Source organism: Zunongwangia endophytica (assembly GCF_030409505.1).
GTDB classification, from domain to species: Bacteria; Bacteroidota; Bacteroidia; order Flavobacteriales; family Flavobacteriaceae; genus Zunongwangia; species Zunongwangia endophytica.
Map to the genome: position 1 here is coordinate 3,832,544 of NZ_JAUFPZ010000002.1, position 23,130 is coordinate 3,855,673.

Consider the following 23,130-nt stretch of genomic DNA (forward strand, 5'->3'; position numbering starts at 1 on the left):
GATAAATTTTTAAGCCGACTTTAACGAGTCGGCTTTTTTTATACTGATATTTGTATATATATTTGTTTTTGATATGATGACTACACTTCCGTTATTTATTAGTGGCGCAGAGATTGGATTTATCATCTTTATTTTAGTGATGGTATTTGGTGCAGACAAAATTCCTGATATTGCTCGTGGAATGGGTAAAGGAATGCGGATGTTGCGAAACGCATCAGATGATATTAAATCTGAAATCACTAAAAGCGCAGATAAGCAGGGAATAGATACTAAAGGCATCACTAACGATGTGAAAGGTGAAATCGATAAGGTTAAAGACGATATCGATGAGATCACCGGCTCTGTAAGACGTAAATTCTAAACTTTTTAATTTTTTAAATGTTCGATCAACTAAAACAGTGGGATAGAGAGTTATTTGTATATCTCAATGGTTTAGGAATTGAAGATTACGACAATTTCTGGATTTGGTTTACCCAAATTAGACATTGGATCCCTTTATATATCCTATTTTTCGTTTTATTCTTTTTAGCGTTTCATAAAAAGAAAGCTATTTATTCTTCTGTATTTCTATTACTATCGTGGGCTGCTACTTTTGGTCTTACTTCTTTGACTAAACATTTGGTAAGTAGAATGCGGCCTAATAATAATCCTGAGATTAATCAAATAATAAGAATACTTCAGGAACCCACTAATTTTAGTTTTTTTTCAGGGCATACCTCTTCGGCATTTGTATTGGCAACTTTTGTAATACTGGTGCTGCGTAAAACCTATAAATGGATTTGGTTGCTCTATATCTGGGCAATAATGCTTTCACTTAGCCGAATTTTTGTAGGCGTGCATTATCCCGGTGACCTTTTTGTAGGAGGATTGGTAGGTGTACTTATGGCCTGGATCTTCTATAAAATCTACTTGAAATACGAATATCGATTTTATTAATTTTTAACCCGACTTAAAGTAAGTCCATCACGAAGCGGTAAAACCACCGTTTCAACACGCTCGTCTTCAGCAAGCATTTTATTATATTTCAGTAATGCTTCCGTAGAAGTATCATTCTTTTTCACTTCTTCTAAAACTTTACCACTCCACAAGACATTATCAGATAAGATCAATCCGCCCGGATTCATTTTCTCCATAATAATTTCAAAGTATTTTGGATAATTTGGCTTGTCTGCATCGATAAAAACAAGATCGAAGCTGAGGTCTAATTGTGGTATTATAGCAGTCGCATCGCCTAGATGCTGAATAATTTGATCTTTAAATGCTGATTCCTGAAAATATTTCTGCTGAAAGTCAAAAAGCTCTTCGTTAATATCTATGGTATGAAGTATCCCCTTAGCCTGAAGTCCTTCCGCTAAACAAAGCGCTGAATAACCTGTGTAGGTGCCGATCTCCAAAATGTGCTTAGGATTTACCAATTTGGATATTAAACTCAGTAAACGGCCCTGATAATGCCCGCTAAGCATTCGAGGTTGCAAGACTTTTTGATGAGTTTCTCTATTCAGTTTTGCTAAGTAGTCTGGTTCTTTTTCAGAATGATTCTCGCAATACTCGATTATACTTTCAGACAAAAACTCCATAAACCATTTTTGCGCAAAATTAATAAAATAAATGGCTTAGCTATTCATCTATTTTCAATTCTAAATATTCACAAAAGCTTCAATATTGTTATGCGAATATTGTAAAGCCTAAGTTGTATTTTAGCAAAAATGACAAGCCACATGCAATTTGAAAATTCCCGGGCATTTGCTCAACAACTAGATCAAGAAGATCCCTTAAGAGAGTATCGTAATGAATTTATTTTTCCGCAGATAAATGGCAAAGATGCTATTTATTTTACCGGTAATTCTTTGGGATTACAGCCAAAATCAGCGCAAACTTATGTGAACGACATCATGACTGATTGGGGGAATCTGGCAGTTGAAGGTCATTTTCAGGCAGAAAAACCATGGTGGGATTATCATGAGCGTTTTGCTGAAAAACTTTCTAAAGTGGTTGGAGCAAAGCCGAAAGAGATTTCGGTAATGAATACTTTAACGGTGAATTTGCACTTAATGATGGTGTCGTTTTATCGTCCCACAGCAAAGCGATATAAGATTATTTGCGAGGAAAAAGCTTTTCCAAGCGATCAATATATGATTTCTAGTCAGGTTCGCTTTCACGGTTATGATCCATCTGATGCTATTGTTGAATTAAAAAAACGCGACGGCGAGCATAACTTTAGAACCGAAGATATTCTAGCTAAAATTGAGGAAGTAGGAGAGGAGTGTGCTTTGGTTTTAATTGGTGGCGTAAATTATTATACCGGGCAGGTTTTTGATATGAAATCTATTACGGAAGCAGGACATAAAGTTGGCGCTTTCGTTGGATGGGATTTGGCCCATGCAGCCGGTAATATTGAATTGAAATTGCATGAATGGAAGGTTGATTTTGCTGCTTGGTGTAGTTATAAATACATGAATAGCGGTCCTGGTAATGCATCGGGTTGTTTTGTAAATGAACAATATCATAATCAAAAAGATATTCCAAGATTTGAAGGTTGGTGGGGACATAACAAAGAACGGCGCTTTTTAATGGAGCCTGAATTTCAGCCAGAAGATGGCGCAGATGCATGGCAAATTAGTAATGCTCCCGTGCTGGCATTAGCACCATATTTGGCTTCTTTAGAAATGTTTGATGAGGTAGGAATGGATGCACTACTTCAAAAACGTGACAAAATTGTGGCTTACTTAGAATTTATATTGCACGAAATCGACAAGGAAGTTGACAGTTCTTTTGAAGTTATCACACCGGCGAATCAGAAAGAACGAGGTACGCAGTTATCTGTTTTTCTACATGGGCAGGGCAAAGAACTTTTTAATTATTTGATGGAAAACGGAGTAATACCAGATTGGCGCGAGCCTAATGTAATTCGGTTAGCACCGGCGCCTTTTTACTGCTCTTATGAAGATATGTACGAGTTTGGACAAATATTAAAAAGAGGAATTTTAGAGAAATAGTTTGAAACACATACTATGAAAGATTTATCAAAAATAAAGGATGAAAGTCTTAAAGCGGTTATTGCTAATACTAAGGCTAACGATTTAGAATCTATCATAGAACTGAACGCTAGAGATAAGAGAATTGAAAATTTGGACGGGATACAATACCTTTCGAATTTACGCAAGGTAAAACTGGGGCGAAATAGCATTAAAGATATTTCTCCACTATCAGAATTGTCAAATCTTACCGGGGTTTTCTTGGAAAATAATTTAATAAAGGAAATAACACCGCTAAAAAAACTGAAGAGTTTACCTGCATTAAATATTAGTAATAATCAAATTTCAAACGCAGAAAGCTTTACAGCTAAACATAAAATTACATGGTTAGATTTAAGTAATAATTTTATTGAAGATGCTGAGTATTTGAGTAGGTGCGAGTTTCTTACTACTCTTAATTTGAGCAGTAATAATATAGAGGGTTTTAATGATTTTCACTCTCATGATCGGCTGCGACATCTTAATATTTCAGATAATAAAATAGAGGGAGAGGTTAGAATAAAGTCGATGCAGCGATTAAGGAGTTTGGATATATCTAACAATTATATATCGAATTTAATATGTGAGGAAATACATCCCAAATTACAGCAGTTAGATGTTTCTTCTAATTCGATAAATGAGTTATCTTTTTTGAGGTCTTTTGCAAATCTCACAAGTTTTGTGGCTTCAGATAATTTAATAAATAGTACAAATGAAATATCGAGTTTGATTCAGCTTAGAATATTGTACTTATGGCATACAGGAATTAAAAATGTAACCGGATTAGAGCAGTTGAAAAATCTAGAGGAATTGGGAATTGCAGATAACAATATTGAGAGCATCCTTAACCTGAAAGAACTAAAAAAAATAAAATTATTGCTAATTGGTGGTAATCATAAAATAGCTTCGGAAGAAATTCAACTTTTTAAAACTATAGTTGAAGAAGATTTTAGATCTCCAGACTGGAAAGAGTTATAGACTGAATCACACTAAAATAATAAGCCAGAACATTACTTTTAGAGTCATGTTCTGGCTTTAATATTCTATAAAAAATGAAGTTTATTTTACTGAAATATCAGTAAAGTATAGTTGAAAACTTCCGTCTTCAGATTTGTGCATTTTTGCGATTGGTATATTTTTGAAAGTTTCGTAATCTTCCCATGTTGTAGCCATTTCTCGGTCGCCACCAGAGGCTTTATAAACCCATTCTTTGATCATATGATCTTTTCCATAATAAATATCATAAGTATCGCCAGGAGTGTAACCACCAGCAGAATTATAAGCAACTTCTAATTTTGTAAGCGTATCACCGCTAATTGGCGCAGCAACTTCTTTTTCTTCAGTAAGATTAGCATCGCTCCATACTAATTGATATGGAAATAATAACCAGTAAGAATCATTGATGAATTTTGAATCTATAGATTTCTTATCTTCTGGAATCGAGTCGGTTTTGGTGTAACTTGTTGTTTCGTCCCCTTCAGTTAAGCTAATTTCATTAGATTTTGTATTCCATTTCCAATGCCGAGAACTTCTTAGTGAATCCTGAATTTTTACATTAAAGGTAAATTCAATTTCCTCAGCTTCTTCAAATTTATCTAAGCCATTTGCCATAGCGATAGTATTGCCGATGCCGTCTTTTTCTTCCGAAGCATTTACTTCGGTTTCAGTATTCATTTCAGAAGAAGAAGTATCATTTTCGGTGTTTTTACAGGCGATGATACTTAGTGCAAATAGAAAGGGTAGAATAGTTTTTTTCATCTTTAAAATTTTAGCGTAGTCATAAAGTTACAAAACAATTTATAATGGGTACTAATTAATTAGCGCTATAAATAACAAAACCTCTTGAAGATCAAGAGGTTTGTGAAATTTTATAAAAGCAATTTAATTATAACTTACGTCCTGTGAGTAGTTTATACAATATCAAGATTACAGCAATAACAATTAGGATATGTATGATGCTTCCTAAATCTGGAAATGCAAAATAACCTATAAGCCATCCTATAACTAGTAACACAATAATTAGCCAAATTAAATCTCTCATTTCAGTCGGTTTTTTAGTGGTATGAACACCACGTTAGTTAATTGTTAGTTTAATTTTTTGGTCGGTCAGTAAGCATATAAATGCTTTCTCAACAGTTAGTTGAGGCTAATTTAGATAAAAGCTGAAATGGCTAAAACTATTTAACTCGTAATTAACTCGTATGTTAAAATAGTGATGGGTTTTTAATAATTTTAGAAGCGCGTTCCTTGATATTGCTTAATTCTTCAGGCGATTTTTTTTCTAATAAACTCATCATCATATTCATTCGCTGATTGTCTTTGAAGTACTCTTTTTTGTCATCCAGAAAATTCCAGTACAGGCTATTAAAAGGGCAGGCATCTTCTTCGGTTTTTTTGCTTACGCTGTAATGGCAACTTTTGCAATAGTTACTCATCTTATTAATATAGCTTCCGCTAGAAACATAAGGTTTTGTAGCCACAATTCCGCCATCGGCAAACTGGCTCATACCTCGAGTATTCGTAATTTCTACCCATTCAATCGCATCAATATAAATTCCCAAATACCAGGCGTCAACTTCATCGGGGTGGCATTGCGTGAGTAAAGCATAATTTCCGGTAATCATTAAACGCTGAATATGGTGCGCGTATGCATTATCTAAACTCTGCGTTACTGCATGATGCAAGCAATTCATCTTTGTATTGCCATCCCAGTAAAAATCGGGTAATTTATTCTGATTGTCTAGCTTATTACTTCTGCGATATCCAGGCATTTTTAACCAATAAATGCCTCGCATATATTCGCGCCAACCTAATATTTGCCTAACAAAACCTTCAACCTGGGAAATATCAATTTCTTCGGTATGATCATAATAATATCCAACAACCGAATCGATAACCTCTTTTGGACTTAGCATTTTTGTATTCATGCAGAACGAAAGCCGAGAGTGAAAAAGATAAGCTTTATCGGTATGCAACGCATCTTGAAAATCCCCAAAATGAACCAGTAGATTTTTGCAGAAATAATTAAGCACCGACAAACTATCTTCTCTAGACGTTGGCCAGTTGAAGCTTTTCCCGTTGATGTTTCCCATCGTTTTGATTTCGGCTTCTTCGATTTCTTCTAGCAAAGCCGAAATATCTTTTCTAAAACCACGTTCATGCGGAATTTCGGGAGAGCCTTTCCATTTCTTACGGTTCGACTTATCAAAGTTCCATTTTCCGCCTTCGGGATCGTTCCTGGTAGCCATCATGATATCATATTTCTTCCGCATATCGCGGTAAAAATATTCCATCGTCATCTGCTTTTTACCTTTATAAAAGTTTTCGAGATCGTTTCGTTTGGTTAGAAAATGCTCGGTATTGTAAACTTCAGAATCTATAGAAAGTGACTCGCAGATTTCCTTCAACTGTTCATCAAGTCGATATTCATCTGGTAATTGATATTCGAACTGTTCGATATCTTTTTCAGCAATAAGTCGCTCGATGTTTTTCGCTAAGTCTTGCTGATTACCGTTATCGTTAATATGATAGTAAATAACATCGTGATCACGTTCTCTAAGATATTCAGCAAAATTGCGCATCGCTAAAAAGAAACCCACTATTTTCTGGATATGATGCACTGTATAATCTGTTTCTTGGCGCATTTCCATAAAAACATAAGTAGTGTTTTCCTGCTCTTCTTTAAACCAGCTGTGTTGATGATTTAACTGATCGCCTAAAATTAATCGTAGTCTTTTTAATGTTGCAGCCATGTATCCTGATGTTCTTTGTTTGGATCGTAACGATCTGCTTGAGATTTAATATTAAATTTTCTATCGCGAGGATCGTTCCCAACACCGCTATTGTACATCCAATTTCCCCAATTGCTATGCACATCGTAATCAATCAACATACTTTCAAAATAAGCCGCTCCCGCACGCCAATCCTGTTTTAATTGTTTCGCCCAATAGCTATTTACATTTTGCCGACCACGATTACTCATAAATCCGGTGGCGGCAATTTCTTTCATATTGGCATCTACAAAAGCTTCTTTAGTTTTACCTTCCATCCATTTTTCTAAAGCGATATTGTCGAAATTCCATTCTAATTTTTTGTCTAAAATACCTCCAAGTTTAAAAATGGAATTCCCATGTTTTAGCGAAATATATTTGAAAAAATCTCTCCAAATAAGCTCAAAGATCAACCAATAGGTATCTTGATTTTTAGTGACTTCTTTCTCAAATTTCTTTACCTCGTGATAAATACTTACTGCGGAAATACTTCCGTTTGCCAACCAGGCAGAAAGTTTAGAACTATAGTCTTTACCCAGCAGTCCGTTTCGAGTTTGTTTATATGCTGAAAGGTTTTTAGTATTCCAAAAATACTCCTGAATTCTTTTCCACGCTTCGTCTTCGCCACCTTCAAAAGGAAATGCAGTTCTAGAGTCCTGCTGAAATTCTTCAAGTCCCAGATCACTAAGATTCGGGATTTCTGAAGTGTTTTCTAAAAGATTGTTTTCAGATTTTTGCTGCGGAATTTCAATTTCATCTCTAACATCAACCTGTTTCTCGCATTTTTTCCGAAACTCAGTATACACTTTCGGGATCTTACTAAAATCCTCGTAGGGTATATCTTCAGGATGAAATAAAAACTGACTATAAAAAGATCGAAATTCGGTATTAGGAAGTTTATTTCTTACCGCTTCGATAACTTCTTTTTCTTCGGAAGTCCATTCTTTCTGAAAATAAATTACCTCAACTTTATGATTTTCGACAATTTCAGGAATAATATCTTCTGGCTTTTTCTGAAAGATGAGAAGGCTAATATTTAGTTTTTCAAGATTCTGCTGAAGTTGCGTAATACTTTCAAGTAAAAATTTTGCTCTAAATTTTCCGGTTTTTGGAAAACCATATTTGGTAATTTCAAATTTTCTGGGATCAAAGCAATAAATAGCAATTGTGCGATCATGACTTTTACAAGCTTCAGCTAAAGCTTCGTTATCTTTTATTCTCAGGTTATTTTCAAACCAGATTAATCCTGTACTCATGTTTATTTTGCTTTATTTCTGCGACATTTTTCACTGCAATACACTACATTTTCCCAATCTTTAGCCCATTTTTTTCGCCATGAAAATGGGCGATTGCAAACAGGGCAAATCTTATGTGGGAGATTTTCTTTGCTTACATTCTTCAATCTTCACTATTATTTTGATCAAAAAAGCTTTTAATTTCTTGTCCTGGTCTTGCATAATGAAATCTGTCTAAAAGCGTTGGCAGGGCGTAACCATCGAGACCATTTATAGCAACAGTACCTGCATCCTCTAATCGTAACCATCCATCTGGAGTCTGGATACTTTCATCAAAATAAACATGTTTAATTGCGCCAACAACTAGTGCAGTTCCGTTTTCTTCGATTTTATATTCATTTACATATTCGCATCCAATCTTAACAGCACATTGTTTTACGTAAGGCGCAAAAAATCCATCTAAATATTCTTCTTGTAAGCCCGTTTTGGTGAATTCAGAAACTTCTTCATCATATTTCGCAGCAGTCTGGTGCGCTTTAGCGATCATGTCTTGATGGATATGATTTACCGTAAAATACTTATTGTCTTTAATATTTTTGTAGGTATTTCTAGGGACAGTGTCTGGTCGTGTAATAAATCCCAGCAAAGCAGGATCGCTTCCCAAATGGGTAATCGAACTAAAAACTGCAACGTTGACTCCTTTGTCCTTGGATTTAGTGGCGATAAGATTGGCACTTTTGTAGCCGGTGATACTATTTACAAGATTTAATCGAAAGATTTTTTCCATGCTCTCGATTTCTTTTGCGCTAACATGTTTCATGACAAAACTATTTTATAGGTGGTGATTTTAAACAAAAAAGAGGTCAGTTTTTTAAAACTGACCTCAATTTACTAATCCAATTTCATATCGGCTGTTAATGGATTTTTAAATTAACCCTGATTTTCCAGCTGATTTATTTTCATTTCAAAATCTTCCATCGCTTCAGATACCGCTTCAACATTATCAGATGATTTTTGGTGCGCGCTTTCCATTGCTTTTTCCAGTTCTTTGTCTGGATGCTCAAAAAGATCGGTAATTACATGATTTATTTTATCGATAATACTTTCTTGACTATTTTTTATGTCTTCGAGTTTTGTTAAAGTCGAACGCATATTATCAATTTTCGCTTGATCCATAATTTTTAATTTTAGATAGACTTTAAAATTATAATTTAAAACGGTTCGAAATCTATCTATTAACCAACTTTAATATGGTTTTAATGAAAGATTATGAAATTAAAAATTTCAATTTACCCTAATAAATCAACTGTAATTTAGTCTTAAATGTTGCGGAAATATTAAAGGCAAGGCCCTTTAATAAAATATCTGTATTTTTGTGTTCTAACAGCATTTGTCGTGGAATACACAAATGTGGTACTTCAAAGAAATTCATGCAACAATCCAAAAATATCGCAATTGTAGGCTCTGGTCTTGTAGGCTCATTGCTTGCAATTTATCTAATTAAAGCAGGTCACCAGGTAACAGTTTTTGATCGGCGTCCAGATGTTCGTAAAGTCGAATTTTCTGGTAGATCTATCAATCTAGCCATGTCTAACCGAGGTTGGGATGCATTACGTAGGATAGGTTTGGAAGATGAGGTTCGTAAATTAGCGCTGCCTTTGGATAAAAGAGCGATGCATGTAAACGAAAAGCCATTGTATTTCCAAAAATATGGTAAAGACGGCGAAGCTATTTATTCTATTTCCCGCGGAATTTTAAACCGAAAGATGATTGACCTTGCTGAAGAGGCCGGCACGGTTTTCAAATTCGAAGAAAAAGTGTGGGATATCGATATGAAGCAAACCACCTTGTATACCGGCGATGCAGAAACTACACCTTGGAATAAATATAAGTTCGATCTTATTTTTGGTGCCGATGGTGCTTTTTCTAGAGTTCGCCATAAAATGCAGCGACAAAGCCGCTTTAATTATTCCCAGCATTTTATAGACGTAGGTTATAAGGAACTTACCATTCCGGCTAATAGTGATGGATCGCATAAATTAGATAACTCCTCTTTTCATATTTGGCCCAGAGGAAAATTTATGCTTATCGCCATGCCTAATTTGAACGGAAGCTTTACCTGTACTTTATTTATGCCTTTTGAAGGCGAAGTTTCTTTTGAAAGTATAGATACAGAAATGAAAGCTGATGCGTTTTTTGAGCGATATTTCCCGGATATTAAAGAAGATATTTCTAATCTGAAGAAGGATTTCTTTGCTAATCCTACCAGTGCCATGGTGACGATAAAATGTTTTCCCTGGCGTTACGGAGATAAGGTGGCGTTAGTGGGCGATTCGGCTCATGCTATTGTACCGTTTTACGGACAAGGTATGAATGCCGGATTCGAAGATATTTCAGTGCTTTTTGATAAGATGGAAGCGCATGGAGATGATTGGAAGAAAATCTTTTCAGAATATGAAATCTCCAGAAAACCAAATGCTGATGCTATTGCGGAATTAAGTTACCGTAATTTTATCGAGATGAGTAGTAAGACGGCAGATGCTAAATTTTTACTTCAGAAAAAAATTGAAAAGAAATTTGCTGAAAATCACCCGGAATCCTGGGTTCCTTTGTATTCTAGAGTAACCTTTTCTAATCACTCTTATGCTGAAGCGCTAAAAACTGGAGATAAGCAGGAAGCAATAATGAAGGAGGTTATGAATATTCCTAAAATTGAAGAAAAATGGGATACTATTGAAGTTGAACATAAAATCCTGGAATTACTTGGGGAAGAAATTCCGGCCTAGTTTCACAGAGCTATTCTTTCTGCTTGATCATTTTTTAGTTCCAGCGTATTGTAAACCTGAGTCATCGTACGATCGTCTTCGCTAAGAACGATTAAAATATCGTTAGCTTCAATTTCAGTAGTTCCTTTTGGAGTGATAAACTGTTCTTGTCTCGATATCATAGCTATAATGGCTTTCTTAGGAAATCCAAGATCAACAATACGTTTTCCTACAGCATGATTTTTTTCGGGTACGGGGATTTCTCGAAGTACAGATTTTGCACCTTCAGATAAAAAACTTTCTACCTGGCTTTTAGGTTTCACTTTGTTTGGTAAAGCTACGTGTAACCATTTGGCAACTATGGCGAGGCTTGTCCCCTGAATGATCACCGAGCTAAGGGAAACAAAGAAAACAATATTAAAAATAAAATTAGCATTATCTACACCTGCTAAAAGGGGATAAGTTGCAAAAACAATAGGAACAGCACCGCGTAATCCTACCCAACTCACATACCAGCGTCGTCTCATCTTCATTTTGAAAAAAGAAAGGCTAATAAATACGCCTAGCGGTCGTGCTACGAAAATTAAAAATAAAGAAATTACAATACCAATTCCTACTACGGGAACGATCTGGCTTGGATAAACCAATAGTCCTAAAGTCAGGAAAAGAACGATTTGCATTAACCACGCAAGACCATCAAACATTTGCATGATAGTTTTCTTGCGGATAAGATTTTGATTCCCCAGGTAAACTCCACTTAAATACACCGCCAGGAATCCGTTACCACCCATGAAATTGGTCGTTGAAAAAACGATAAACATTAATGCAATGGCCAATACCGGATAAAGTCCGTCGAAATCTAATTTTATCTTATTGATTACAACCTTACAGAGTTTGCCAAATATGAATCCTAATAAACCACCAATTAATATTTGCTGAATAAATAGCGGGATAATGCTCCAAATGCTTTCTTCGGGGTTTAAAACCAACCCTAAAAAAGCTATGGTTAGAAAATAAGCCATTGGATCGTTACTACCACTTTCTAGCTCTAGCGTAGGTCGTAGATGGGATTTTAGGGCGAGATTTTTTGATCTTAAAATAGAGAATACTGCAGCAGCATCTGTAGAGGAAACAATCGCACCTAGTAGCAAACCTTCGTAAATTGAAAAATCGGTTATCGCCCAAACAAAAGTACCGACTCCAAGGGCTGTAAATAAAACGCCAAAAGTGGATAATGATATTCCCTGCCAGACAACGGGTTTAATACTTTTCCAATTAGTATCTAATCCCCCCGAGAATAAGATGAAATTTAAAGAAGCAATACCTATAAATTGAGCAATCTCAGGATCATTAAAATAAATACCTCCCAAACCTTCACTACCTGCTAAAATGCCCACAGAAAGGAATAATACTAATGTGGGAACACCAAATCGATACGAAGTTTTACCAGCAAGTATGCTGATAAAAAGTAGGAGTGAACCTACCAAGAGAATGTTCTCGATCGTAATGCTCATGGGGTAGCTAAAATTTTAATGCTAAAATACACTTTTACTCGATTATGCAGGCGTAAATAGTCGGATCCTTGTAGGATAACCAACATGCTTAAATGTTTAATTAGAAATAAAACTTGAATCTTAAGATTTCTAATAAAAAAAGCTACCCGAAATTGTATAATTTCGGGTAGCTTTTTTATAAAATATCTCTTATTTAATGAGCGTTTTCTTTTAATAATTCAGGAAATTTTTTCTTAAATTTATTAATTCTTGGTATCGAAACACTGCGGATGTATGGATTTTCAAGATGATTCCTTTCGTAATCCTGATGGTAATCTTCTGCTACCCAGAATTTCTGAAATGGTAAAACTTCGGCTGCGATCGGTTTATTATAATCTTTAGCAACTTCAGCTTTTACTTTTTCTATAGTTTGCTTCTGCTCTTGATTTTGATAAAATATTATCGAGCGATATTGAGACCCGCGATCAGGTCCCTGTCCGTTTACCTGTGTAGGATTTTGAGATCCAAAATATACCCGCACCAAAGTTTCAAAGCTTACGACATTCGGATCGTAAATGATTTCTACACTTTCGGCGTGGCCGGTTCTACCGGTATTGCTTTGTTCGTAGGTTGGGTTTTTGGTATGTCCACCAGCGTATCCAGAGATAGACTCTTCAACACCTTTTACACTTTCGTAAACAGCTTCTACACACCAAAAGCAACCACTGGCAAAATAGGCTTTTTCCATTCCGTTTTCGGCTGGAACTTCAACAGGATCGGCATTCGCTATTTCAGGTTTTGTAACTGTTTTATTTTGTGCGTTATTTCCGCAGGCAAAAAAAATAAGACTTATGGTCGTTAAAAATAATCGCTTCATATTGTAATTAGATTTTTTTGAAATCACCTTCTAAAGTTTTTTTTCCGAAGATGGCGTAATCTGATGCTATTTTTCCATCAATTTTAAAACCTATCCAATCAAGTTTTAGGCCATTATTGGTGGGATTCAATTTCGCTATAGGATCTTCTTTAGAAAAATCTGCCCAGGGCAAATCTTTGTTTTTGTTTTTAGAAGATGGGCTTACATAAAAGGCATGATATTCATTACCCATTTTTTCGAACCTCACATTAATATAAATTTGATCTGGCTGAAGACAGAATTCAGAATTTCCGGTTAGGCTTACTTCAACGCAGTAACAGCTGCAAGCTTCATCCATTTTCCCTTCTTTACTATATCTTCCTGAAATATCTCCCGCTGTGCTATTAGTTTTTGAAGTATCTATGGAGTCTGAAAGATTATCGATATTATCGTAACGATTAATATCGCTTTCTTCATCTACATTTCTTTCATTGCTTTCAACCGGAACTTCATTTGAATCAATATCTGCATCTTTTTTGTCTTCATTTTTACAAGCAAATGCAAGCAATAGTAGTGCTATAAAAATTGGTTTCTTTATCATTATAATTTGTACTGATTATCAGGATAAAGGTACGCTTTTAGCTATGTTTTATTGTGAAAACCTTGTTAATCAATGATCTTGAGTTTACTGTATAAAAAAACTGCTTAAACATAAATTTTACGTTTAAGCAGTTTCGATATAAATTTAATCTAATTCGTTCTAAGCAATTACATGCTTTGGAATAATTGATTCATTTTTTCTTTCTCTTCGTTAGCTAGCTCTTCATCAACCAAGATACGACCACTATGCTCGTCGGTAATTATTTTCTTTCTACCAGCGATTTCCATGATCACCTGTGGTGGAATAGTAAAGTAAGAACCTCCAGATGCACCACGCTCTACAGGTACGATAGCTAATCCATTCTTCACGTTAGTACGAATACGTTTATAAGCTTTTACTAAACGTGTATCAATTTCTGTTTCGTATTGCTCAGATCTGTCGATAAGGGCTTGCTCTTCTTTTTCTGTTTCAGACAAGATAGCATCAAGCTCTCCTTTTTTGTGCTCTAAGTGTGCCTCACGGTCTTTAAGACGACCTTGAGTTTGCTCGATAATCTGTTTCTTTTGTTCGATTTGAACTTTGTATTCTTTAATGTGCTTCTCAGCAAGTTCGATTTCCAATTCCTGAAATTCAACTTCTTTACTCAAAGCGTTGAATTCTCTGTTGTTACGAACATTTTTTTGTTGCTCAGAATATTTTTTGATGGTCGTTTTAGACTCGTCAATAAGATTCTTTTTGCTTTTGATATCGGCGTTTATCACATCGATATCATCGTCTAATTTTTGTAAACGTTTATTTAGTCCGGCTACCTCATCTTCTAAATCCTCTACCTCTAAAGGAAGTTCGCCTCGCACGTTTCGAATTTCATCAATTCTGGAATCTACCAACTGAAGATCGTATAAAGCTCTTAACTTCTCTTCTACAGTAAGATCATTTTTCTTTGCCATACTTAAATATACTTGATAGGATTGCTATTTGTCTCTGCTAAAATAAGTGCAAAATTACTAAATTTTTTCGTTAAAAAAGAATATAGTAAATTTTTTGTAAATTGTTCACTTTCATAGTGTCCAATATCGGCTAAAATGATGCTATTCTCGGCCTTATAAAAATCATGATATTTTAAATCTGCCGTGATGTAGACATCTGCACCCGCACTCTTAGCGTTTTCGATCGCAAAGCTACCGCTTCCGCCCAACACGGCAACCTTTTTAATTGGTTTTTCTAATAAAGCCGAATGTCTTACACATCCCGCCTTAAATGTCGATTTTACAGATTTTAGAAAGGTTTTTTCGTCTTGAGATTCTTTCAGTTCTCCAATCATTCCCATACCAAGGTGTTGATTGGTGTTTTCTAGCGTATAAATTTCGTACGCTACTTCTTCATAAGGATGAGCTAAAAACATGGCATTCAAGATTTTACCCTCTAGATGTGCCGGAAATGTAATTCCTATTTGCGTTTCTTCTCCATAATGAATAGTGCCTCGTTCGCCAATAACGGGATTCGAAGATTCATTTCCTTTAAAGCTTCCTTCTCCTTTTACATTAAAACTGCAATGATCATAATTCCCTATGCTACCGCCACCAGCTTCAAATAGGGCCTCCCGCACTTTTTCCGCATCTTTAATAGGAACATAGGTGAGCAGTTTTTTGATACTTTGTTTTCTGGGAATTAAGATTTGACGATTTACAAGGCCAATTTTCTCGCAAATCATATCGTTAACTCCCTTGTGTTGGTTGTCTAAGGCCGTATGTATTGCATAAATAGCAATATCATTTTTAATGGCTTTTAGAACTACTCGCTCTACATAATTTTTTCCGGTAATTTTTTTAAGTCCGGAAAATATGATAGGGTGGAAACTTACAATAAGATTGCAATTATTAGAGATGGCTTCGTCTACAGTAGCTTCAAGAGTATCTAAGGTTATTAGAGCTCCGGTGGCTTCCGCATTTTTATCGCCTACTAAGAGGCCGACATTGTCGAAATCCTCAGCATAATTTAACGGAGCAAATGCTTCAATTTCTTTTATGATATCCTGAATAATCATATTTTTAAGTTTTGAAAACCTTTTTAGGTGTTTTTAAAGATCCTTTAGCGAAAAGTGCGCGATGAAATTAATATATCAAATTTGATTAATTTATCAGCAGTAGATTGGTAAATAATCAAGTTTTATTTAATGCAATAATCGCTAAAATTAGATGTCAAAGATAAATATTATAGCCTGGCTAATATGAATTTACTACGAAAATTACTCTTTCCTTTTGCTCTTGTTTACGGAGTAATTGTTTGGTTTAGGAATAAATTTTTTGATGCTCGAATACTAAAAAGTACGTCGTACGATTTCCCGGTGATCTGTGTGGGGAATCTTAGTGCCGGCGGAACAGGAAAATCACCGATGATAGAATATTTACTTCGGAAGTTGAATTACAAAAATATTGCGGTTTTAAGCAGAGGCTATAAAAGATCTACTGAAGGGTTTTTATTATTGAATGGAAATGAGCAAGCAATAGAAACCGGAGACGAACCTTTGCAATTCAAAACTAAATTTCCAGAAGTTAAGGTTGCCGTTGATGCCGATCGTAGAAATGGAATTGCTGAGCTTAGAAAAGAAAATGCTGAAATTGTACTTTTAGACGATGCCTTTCAGCATCGCAAAGTAAAAGCAGGATTCAATATTCTACTTACGGCGTATGGCGATTTATACGCGAATGATTTTATGCTGCCAACAGGAAATCTTAGAGAAACCTATTCGGGTGCAGATCGTGCTCAGGTAATTGTAGTCACTAAATGCCCAAAATCGATTACGTTAAAAGAGCGAGAGCATATTAGATTTAAACTTCAAATTAAGCAATATCAGGAATTGTATTTTTCAACTATAAAATATGCTGAAAAAATTTCTGACGGTGCAAATGAATTTTTATTTGATAAGTTGTCCAATAACTATTCGGTAGTTACTGGTATAGCCAAACCAGAACCTTTTATTTCTTTTCTGAAAACTAAAAATGCGAATTTTGAACATCTTAAGTTTCCGGATCATCATAATTTTAGCGATGCTGAAATAGCTTCCTTAAACACCAAAGATTGTATTTTGACTACCGAAAAGGATTATATGCGTTTAAAAGATAAAGTAAACACGCAATTATTTTATTTACCTATAGAAACCGATTTTGTTGAAAATGAGCAATCTTTTTTAAAACGAATCAACAAGTTTATCACCGAATCAAAAGCCTAAAAATATAATGCTAGGGTTTAGCTCTTAGATAGAATTTTCTATAAAGTGTTAGCCTTTTTTGATTTTAAGATGCTTGTTTATTTTTCTATAAAATTCATCTGTTTTATAAGGCTTCGGGATGATATCGTTAAAACCATTTAGATAAAATTCATCCAGATTGTCATCTAGCGTTACCGCGGTTAAAGCAATAATAGGTATTTCAGAATTAAATTTTCTAATTTGTTTTGTAGCTTCAATCCCGCTTATGCCCGGCATATGAATGTCCATCAAAACTAAATTGAAATTAGAGTCTTTAACGAGTTCGACAGCTTTGGTGCCGTTGTCTGCAACTTCACATACCGCATTTCTTTTCTCTAAGATCTTTTTGGTAATCATTTGATTAATCTTGTTATCCTCTACTACAAGGATTTCTTTACCAACTAAAGAATCGCTATTAATTTCTGTAAGATCTAGTTGGTTTCCTTCGGCGTGTGGAGCAGATTCGATTACTAAAAATTTCAGATCAAACCAAAATTTAGAGCCTTCGCCAAGCTCACTTTCTAAGTTTATTTTACTTCCCATTAAATTAAGAAGATTCTTAACAATAGATAAACCTAAGCCGGTACCACCAAATTTACGGTTAATTTGCGTAGATCCTTGTATAAAGTTTTCAAAAATGGTCTCTTGTTTTTCTCGCGAAATCCCTTCACCATTATCCTTAATTTCGAAGCGCAAATGTACATCGTCTTTACTTTCTCTAACTTGAGAAACGTTTATCCAGATGTCTCCATCTTCAGTAAACTTAATGGAATTGCCGATAAGGTTAATTAAAATTTGTGATAGCTTAAGTGGGTCACCTTTTAATTTCTGCGGAATAGACGTATCAAAATCAAAATGAATGTCGATATTTTTATCGTCGGCCGAATTTTTTAGTGCTACTAACACATCTGAAATTCTTTTTCTTAGATCAAAATCAGAGTAGAGGATTTCAACCTTATTGGCTTCTAATTTGTTGAGATCCAGAATATTGTTTATAAGGCTTAATAGATATTCGCCTGAAAATTTTAGTGAATTTAGATGTTCCTTTTGGTTGGGAGTAGGATTCTCTTCCAGTAAAAGGTGCGTGAGTCCGGTAACCGCATAGAGCGGCGTTCGAAGCTCGTGGGTAATTGTACTTAAAAACTGAGCTTTAGCTTTAGTTGCACGTTCCGCATTCTCTTTAGCAAGGGTAAGTTCACGATTTTTCTTTTGCAATAATCCGTTTGCTCTTGCTCTAAGATTATTGTTTTTATATAGAGATAAGGTAAGTAAAGATAATATAGTAATTAAAGCTACACTTAAAATGGTAGTCAGTTTATTAACTTTTAAAGATCTTTCATTTTCCTTTCTCTTTTCAGATAATTCTTTGATTTCACTTTTTAACACATCATTGCCATAAGCGGTATAGGATTCTTTGCCTAATGTTTTCGAGTTGAGTTTAAAAAGTTGATCCCTCTCCTTATTGCCTAATTTGAGATAACTAAGCGCTTCAGATTCGTTGTCCTGCTCTTCGTAAATGCTGCTAAGAAGATTGTAGTTGCTCATTACCATGCCGTTAAAATCATTTTTCTTAGCGGCATCCAAGCTTAAATTAGCGTATTTATCAGCTTCAGTCGCGTTTTTTCGAGCTAATTCTGTTTTCGCTAAATAGTAATATAATCGGCTATACTCATAAGAGGAAATCTCTGGATCTATACTTTTACTGGCTTTTTTCAAATATTTAAAAGCTTCGTTTGGGACTTGATCCAGGTTGAGGGCAATTATTCCTCTTTGAAGATTTAGTAAAGAAAGATATCTTTCTAAATTCTGGTTATTCGATTTGTTATAATGCTTTTCAGAAAGGTTTAAATAATCAAAAGCTCCCTGTCTATTGTTTTGAGCTGTTAATATTTTGGAAAGGCTAAGGTAGCTATAAGCAAGACCGGTTTCATCTATAGTTTCTCTTTGTATGTCAATAGCTCTGTTAAGTGAAACTATGGCGTCGCTATAATCATGAAGTATATATTCAAGTTTAGAGGTTATGCTGCTAGCTAAAGCAGTATACCTCTTGTGATTGATGTCCTGAGCTAATTTTAATGATCGGTTAAGTTCATCAGTGGCTTTATCAAACTGGTATTTATTTACAGAAACTTCTGCTTTTTCTAATAAACTATCAATTTGATGGGTGATTTCTTCTCTATTTTGAATTTTTTGGGCATTAGAAGAAAAAACTATAAAGCACGAAAATAGCAGGAAATACGTAAGCTTCAACTTATCCATTCTACAGCTAACTGCTAAAAATTGCTGCTAAATATAATGAAATTAATAGAAAGAAGAAATTAAATCTATCAACCTACTAGAATATCCGATTTCATTATCATACCATCCAATAAGCTTTATTAGTTTTCCGTCAATTACGGAAGTCATTTCTGCATCAAAAATACAGGAATGTGTATTCCCAGAAATATCTTTAGAAACAATAGGATCTTCTGTAAAACTTAAAATCCCTTTTAATGTGGTTTCTGAAGCTTTTTTGAAAATACTATTAACTTCTTTTATGGAAGTTGCTTTAGTGACATTGATAGTCATATCTGTTAAAGAGCCATTAGGCACGGGAACTCTAATTCCGCAGCCGCCAATAACATCGCTTAGATCTGGAAAAATACCTGTTAATGCCTTTGCAGCACCTGTAGTGGTAGGAATTATAGATTGGGTTGCCGCTCTACTTCGTCGCAAATCTCGATGTGGTTGATCATGTAAGCTTTGGTCTGAAGTAAATGAATGCACAGTTGTTATGTACGCTTGCTCCACTTTAAAATGCTCATGGATTAACTTCAGCATTGGTGCAGCATTGTTGGTAGTACAAGAAGCATTAGAGATAATATCTTCACTACCATCTAAAATATGCTCATTGACACCTAAGACAATCATTTTGATTGATTCGTCCTGTGGCGGTACCGATAAAACGACTTTTTTTACACTTCCGCTAAGGTGATTTTCAAGCTCAGGGCGTGTTTTAAATTTCCCGGTAGCTTCAACTACTATATCCGTTTCAGTAGTGTTCCAATCGATTTTGGAAGGATGATCTTGGTTAAAAACAGCCGTCTTTTTTCCGTTTACAATTAAAGTATTTCCTTCCGTAGTTATTTCAGCATCAAAAATACCATGTATACTATCGTATTTAAGAAGATGCGCCAGTGTTTTAGCATCAGCTAAATCATTGATCGCAACAACATTTATCTGAGGATTATCAATAAGTAATCTGAACAAATTTCGGCCAATGCGGCCAAAACCGTTAATTCCAAGATTAATGATTTTAGGCATTGTCTTAGTTGATGTGCTTTTGGGCTTTATAAGAAGATCTTACCAGAGCGCTACTTTCTACATGTCTAAATCCAAGATCTAGTCCAATAGCTTCGTATTTTTTAAATTGATCTGGAGTGATAAATTGCTTTACGGGCAAGTGACGTTTACTTGGCTGTAAATATTGGCCAATGGTAACTACATCTACATTTGCATCTTTTAGATCGTGTAGTGTTTGGATTACTTCTTCTTCAGTTTCGCCAAGACCAAGCATAATACCCGATTTTGTACGATTAATACCTTGATCTTTTAAATAACGCAACACTTCTAAAGAGCGATCGTATTTTGCCTGGATTCTAACTTCACGTGTTAGGCGACGTACAGTCTCCATGTTGTGAGAAACAACTTCAGGAGCGACTTCTATAATACGATCGATATTTCTGGTATTTCCCTGAAAATCTGGAATCAGAGTTTCCAGTGTAGTTTCAGGATTCATTCGGCGAATCGCTTTCACGGTTTCTGCCCAAATGATCGATCCCATATCTTTTAAGTCATCACGGTCTACACTTGTAACTACCGCATGCTTAATTTGCATTAATTTTATAGAACGTGCTACTTTTTCTGGCTCATCCCAATCTACCGTTTCTGGTCTGCCGGTTTTTACGCCACAAAATCCACAAGATCGAGTACAAATATTACCCAATATCATAAAAGTAGCTGTTCCTTCGCTCCAACACTCACCCATGTTTGGGCAACTTCCCGATGTACAAATTGTATGTAGATCGTATTTGTCTACAAGACTACGTAATTCGGTATATTTTTTACCTGTAGGAAGCTTCACACGAAGCCATTTTGGTTTTCCTTTAGGTGTTGTTTTTGAAGGTGTAAGTGTTTCTGTACTCATAGCAAAAATCTCTTATTCAAAGATACAATATTCTATCTAATAGCATAATTAGACGTTGATAGTTTAAGAACCTTAATTAGTTTTTACGATCTTCTATAATTTCTGAAAGTAATTTCTTGGCTCTTAATAATTTAACCTTTACGTTATTCATAGGCTCTCCCAAAGATTCTGAGATTTCCTTATAGGATTTTTCCTGAAAAAAACGAAGATTCAAAACTTCTTGATAATGGGGTTTAAGCTTTTTTATGTCCTGAAGTAGCTGCGCTAAATTCTGTTCAGTAATTAACTTATCTTCAATTGAAGGTGTTTCGTCAACAATCGTGTTTACTTTTTCAGTATCTTCAGAAATAGTATTCATGCGTAACTGACTATTTTTCTTCCGAAGAATATCTACATGAATATTTTTAGAGATAGCGATAAGCCAGGTACTAAACGAATAATTTTCATCAAAAGTTTCAAGCCGTTTAAAAGCTTTTGAAAAAGTCTGAATAGTAATATCTTCAGCTTCATACTCATTTTGAGTTTTTTTAAGCTGAAATCCATATACATTATTCCAAAATTGATCGAGCAAGTAATTAAAAGCCGATTGACTTCCTTTTTTAGCTTCCTGGATTTTTTGTAATAAAAGCGCTTGGTTTACTTCCAATGTGAAGGTTTTGAAATAGTATTTGCAATAAATATACCTAATTGCGATAGGATAAGAAAAGGTTCTAAAATAGGGAAAAGCCAGATTAGATCTTTTTCATCTAATTTATTAGCCGATTGAAAATATACAATACCTTCAATAATTAGCGTAAGTCCCAAGACACCTAAAACAAACTGCCAGTAAATTTTCAGACTTAATAGGATTACGAGCAATGTCCAAAAAAATAGTCTTGTGGTATAAAATGCACCTAATAAAAGTTTATCCTTTGTTTTGTAGAATTTCGCAACAGATGCGTGTCGTCTTTTTTGTCGAAACCAATCGATAATACTGGTTTTGGGAACGCTTCTGGTAATACTTTCGGCATGATCGCAAATAGAGATATTTTTACTAGTTGCTGCCTCGTTTACAAAAAGATCATCATCGCCCGATCGAACGTGTAAGTGCGATGCAAAGCCTTTTTGTTTATAAAATTGTTTAGAAGTATAGGCTAAATTTCTCCCTACGCCCATATAGGGATTGCCAAGTTTGGTGTAAGAAAAATATTGGATGGCTGTTAAAAGCGTTTCAAACCGAATCAGTTTATTGATAAACGATTTTTTATACTGAAAATAGCCACCGTAGCCCAGCACGATAGATTTCTCATCTGAAAAACCCGAAGCCATGTGCTGCAGCCAGTGTATGGATTGTGGTGCACAATCGGCATCTGTAAAGATAAGATGGTCATTTTGTGCTTTTTTGATTCCTAATGTGAGGGCGTACTTTTTGTTGGCCCAAAAGGCTTCGTTATTTACAACATTGACCATTTTTATACGAGGATCTATTTGCTGAAATTCTTCAATAATATCTAATGTATTATCTGAAGAAGCATCGTTAATAACGATCACCTCAAAATTTGGATAGTCCTGCTCTAAAATAGAAGGAAGGAAATTTTGTAGATTTAGAGCTTCATTTTTTGCACAAACAATCACGGAAACCGGAAATGAAGTTGCATAAGCTTCAGAGGATTCTGATCCAGAGAAACTAAAAAAAGCTAAAAAGTACCCAATATTAATTGCCGCTAATAGAAGAAACAGGGCAAATAGAACTGTTGCCATTCAGCATTAATTGGTCTGTTGTTGTGGATTTTTACATTTTTCTTCAGGCATCTTTCCGCAATAACTACAAGCTTCGCCCTCTTTATTTAAAAACGGACTTTGGCTGGCACAAGTTCCTGCAAACTCACCATCCTTTTTTGCCCAAATTTTAATTGCAATACCCGCAAAAGCTAATCCTAATAAAACCGCTGTTATGATAAATAGTTCCATAATTACATCTTGT

General features: G+C 35.0%; 25 protein-coding genes. 6 read left to right on the plus strand and 19 right to left on the minus strand.

Annotation, left to right across the window (positions count from 1 at the left end; genetic code table 11):
- Window positions 1-76 precede the first annotated feature (76 nt).
- The gene (locus QWY91_RS16765; RefSeq protein ID WP_290237119.1) at window positions 77-361 is read left to right on the plus strand and encodes a Sec-independent protein translocase subunit TatA/TatB; all 285 of its coding nucleotides are present in this window, start codon (window positions 77-79) and stop codon (window positions 359-361) included.
- Window positions 362-378: 17 nt separating this feature from the next.
- Entirely contained in the window at window positions 379-936 is a 558-nt protein-coding gene (locus tag QWY91_RS16770) for a phosphatase PAP2 family protein (protein ID WP_290236653.1), read from the plus strand.
- Here the strand turns inward: QWY91_RS16770 and QWY91_RS16775 are convergent.
- The gene (locus QWY91_RS16775; protein ID WP_290236654.1) at window positions 933-1,577 is read right to left on the minus strand and encodes an O-methyltransferase; all 645 of its coding nucleotides are present in this window, start codon (window positions 1,575-1,577) and stop codon (window positions 933-935) included. The genes QWY91_RS16770 and QWY91_RS16775 overlap by 4 nt on opposite strands.
- Before the next feature lie 141 nt (window positions 1,578-1,718).
- On the opposite strand from QWY91_RS16775, the gene kynU reads away from it, so the two are divergent.
- Both kynU and QWY91_RS16785 read left to right on the plus strand, forming a co-directional pair.
- Window positions 1,719-2,996: a kynureninase gene (gene kynU / locus QWY91_RS16780; RefSeq protein ID WP_290236655.1), complete on the plus strand. Its 1,278-nt coding sequence runs from the start codon at window positions 1,719-1,721 to the stop codon at window positions 2,994-2,996.
- Window positions 2,997-3,011: 15 nt separating this feature from the next.
- Complete coding sequence (locus tag QWY91_RS16785; RefSeq protein WP_290236656.1) at window positions 3,012-3,992, plus strand: leucine-rich repeat domain-containing protein; 981 nt, start codon at window positions 3,012-3,014, stop codon at window positions 3,990-3,992.
- An 81-nt stretch (window positions 3,993-4,073) separates the two neighbouring features.
- Here QWY91_RS16785 and QWY91_RS16790 read toward each other — a convergent pair whose 3' ends face one another.
- From QWY91_RS16790 to QWY91_RS16820, 7 genes are all read right to left on the minus strand, one after another.
- The gene (locus tag QWY91_RS16790) at window positions 4,074-4,772 is read right to left on the minus strand and encodes a hypothetical protein (RefSeq protein WP_290236657.1); all 699 of its coding nucleotides are present in this window, start codon (window positions 4,770-4,772) and stop codon (window positions 4,074-4,076) included.
- Between the two features lie 127 nt (window positions 4,773-4,899).
- Window positions 4,900-5,055, minus strand: coding sequence for a lmo0937 family membrane protein (locus QWY91_RS16795; RefSeq protein WP_290236658.1), 156 nt, complete (start codon window positions 5,053-5,055; stop codon window positions 4,900-4,902).
- A 163-nt stretch (window positions 5,056-5,218) separates the two neighbouring features.
- Window positions 5,219-6,766: a cryptochrome/photolyase family protein gene (locus tag QWY91_RS16800; RefSeq protein WP_290236659.1), complete on the minus strand. Its 1,548-nt coding sequence runs from the start codon at window positions 6,764-6,766 to the stop codon at window positions 5,219-5,221.
- Complete coding sequence (locus tag QWY91_RS16805; RefSeq protein ID WP_290236660.1) at window positions 6,751-8,040, minus strand: DASH family cryptochrome; 1,290 nt, start codon at window positions 8,038-8,040, stop codon at window positions 6,751-6,753. The genes QWY91_RS16800 and QWY91_RS16805 overlap by 16 nt, the downstream gene beginning before the upstream one ends.
- Window positions 8,041-8,042: 2 nt before the next feature.
- Window positions 8,043-8,186, minus strand: a complete 144-nt coding sequence (locus tag QWY91_RS16810; protein WP_290236661.1) for a DUF2256 domain-containing protein — start codon at window positions 8,184-8,186, stop codon at window positions 8,043-8,045.
- Window positions 8,183-8,839 (minus strand): flavin reductase family protein, encoded by a 657-nt coding sequence (locus tag QWY91_RS16815; RefSeq protein ID WP_290236662.1) that lies wholly within the window; start codon window positions 8,837-8,839, stop codon window positions 8,183-8,185. Before QWY91_RS16815 ends, QWY91_RS16810 begins: the two co-directional genes overlap by 4 nt.
- A 110-nt stretch (window positions 8,840-8,949) precedes the next feature.
- A complete protein-coding gene (locus QWY91_RS16820) occupies window positions 8,950-9,195 on the minus strand; it encodes a hypothetical protein (protein ID WP_290236663.1) in 246 nt (81 codons plus the stop codon).
- A gap of 254 nt (window positions 9,196-9,449) precedes the next feature.
- Between QWY91_RS16820 and QWY91_RS16825 the strand changes: the two genes are divergently transcribed.
- Window positions 9,450-10,805 (plus strand): FAD-dependent oxidoreductase, encoded by a 1,356-nt coding sequence (locus QWY91_RS16825; protein ID WP_353958654.1) that lies wholly within the window; start codon window positions 9,450-9,452, stop codon window positions 10,803-10,805.
- Between the two features lie 2 nt (window positions 10,806-10,807).
- Here the strand turns inward: QWY91_RS16825 and QWY91_RS16830 are convergent, their stop codons facing one another.
- From QWY91_RS16830 to QWY91_RS16850, 5 genes are all read right to left on the minus strand, one after another.
- Window positions 10,808-12,298: a potassium/proton antiporter gene (locus QWY91_RS16830; RefSeq protein ID WP_290236664.1), complete on the minus strand. Its 1,491-nt coding sequence runs from the start codon at window positions 12,296-12,298 to the stop codon at window positions 10,808-10,810.
- Between the two features lie 193 nt (window positions 12,299-12,491).
- Window positions 12,492-13,154 carry a peptide-methionine (S)-S-oxide reductase MsrA gene (msrA, locus tag QWY91_RS16835; protein WP_290236665.1) on the minus strand — a complete coding sequence of 221 codons (663 nt, stop codon included), beginning with the start codon at window positions 13,152-13,154 and terminating at the stop codon, window positions 12,492-12,494.
- 7 nt (window positions 13,155-13,161) lie between these two features.
- The gene (locus QWY91_RS16840) at window positions 13,162-13,734 is read right to left on the minus strand and encodes a hypothetical protein (protein ID WP_290236666.1); all 573 of its coding nucleotides are present in this window, start codon (window positions 13,732-13,734) and stop codon (window positions 13,162-13,164) included.
- A 167-nt stretch (window positions 13,735-13,901) separates the two neighbouring features.
- The gene (locus QWY91_RS16845; RefSeq protein WP_290236667.1) at window positions 13,902-14,681 is read right to left on the minus strand and encodes a zinc ribbon domain-containing protein; all 780 of its coding nucleotides are present in this window, start codon (window positions 14,679-14,681) and stop codon (window positions 13,902-13,904) included.
- A gap of 2 nt (window positions 14,682-14,683) precedes the next feature.
- The gene (locus tag QWY91_RS16850) at window positions 14,684-15,778 is read right to left on the minus strand and encodes a Nif3-like dinuclear metal center hexameric protein (protein ID WP_290236668.1); all 1,095 of its coding nucleotides are present in this window, start codon (window positions 15,776-15,778) and stop codon (window positions 14,684-14,686) included.
- Between the two features lie 183 nt (window positions 15,779-15,961).
- Here QWY91_RS16850 and lpxK point away from each other — a divergent pair, with 183 nt between their 5' ends.
- Window positions 15,962-16,963: a tetraacyldisaccharide 4'-kinase gene (gene lpxK, locus QWY91_RS16855; RefSeq protein ID WP_290236669.1), complete on the plus strand. Its 1,002-nt coding sequence runs from the start codon at window positions 15,962-15,964 to the stop codon at window positions 16,961-16,963.
- 48 nt (window positions 16,964-17,011) lie between these two features.
- On the opposite strand, the gene QWY91_RS16860 is transcribed toward lpxK, so the two are convergent.
- The 6 genes from QWY91_RS16860 to QWY91_RS16885 form a co-directional block, all read right to left on the minus strand.
- Window positions 17,012-19,240, minus strand: a complete 2,229-nt coding sequence (locus QWY91_RS16860; protein WP_290236670.1) for an ATP-binding protein — start codon at window positions 19,238-19,240, stop codon at window positions 17,012-17,014.
- A 42-nt stretch (window positions 19,241-19,282) separates the two neighbouring features.
- The gene (gene gap / locus QWY91_RS16865) at window positions 19,283-20,284 is read right to left on the minus strand and encodes a type I glyceraldehyde-3-phosphate dehydrogenase (RefSeq protein ID WP_290236671.1); all 1,002 of its coding nucleotides are present in this window, start codon (window positions 20,282-20,284) and stop codon (window positions 19,283-19,285) included.
- 4 nt (window positions 20,285-20,288) lie between these two features.
- Window positions 20,289-21,167, minus strand: a complete 879-nt coding sequence (gene lipA, locus QWY91_RS16870) for a lipoyl synthase (protein WP_290236672.1) — start codon at window positions 21,165-21,167, stop codon at window positions 20,289-20,291.
- Between the two features lie 76 nt (window positions 21,168-21,243).
- On the minus strand, window positions 21,244-21,813 hold the full coding sequence (locus tag QWY91_RS16875) for an RNA polymerase sigma factor (RefSeq protein ID WP_290236673.1): 570 nt from the start codon (window positions 21,811-21,813) through the stop codon (window positions 21,244-21,246).
- On the minus strand, window positions 21,804-22,907 hold the full coding sequence (locus tag QWY91_RS16880) for a glycosyltransferase (RefSeq protein ID WP_290236674.1): 1,104 nt from the start codon (window positions 22,905-22,907) through the stop codon (window positions 21,804-21,806). Before QWY91_RS16880 ends, QWY91_RS16875 begins: the two co-directional genes overlap by 10 nt.
- A 6-nt stretch (window positions 22,908-22,913) precedes the next feature.
- On the minus strand, window positions 22,914-23,117 hold the full coding sequence (locus QWY91_RS16885; protein ID WP_290236675.1) for a membrane or secreted protein: 204 nt from the start codon (window positions 23,115-23,117) through the stop codon (window positions 22,914-22,916).
- Window positions 23,118-23,130 lie beyond the last annotated feature (13 nt).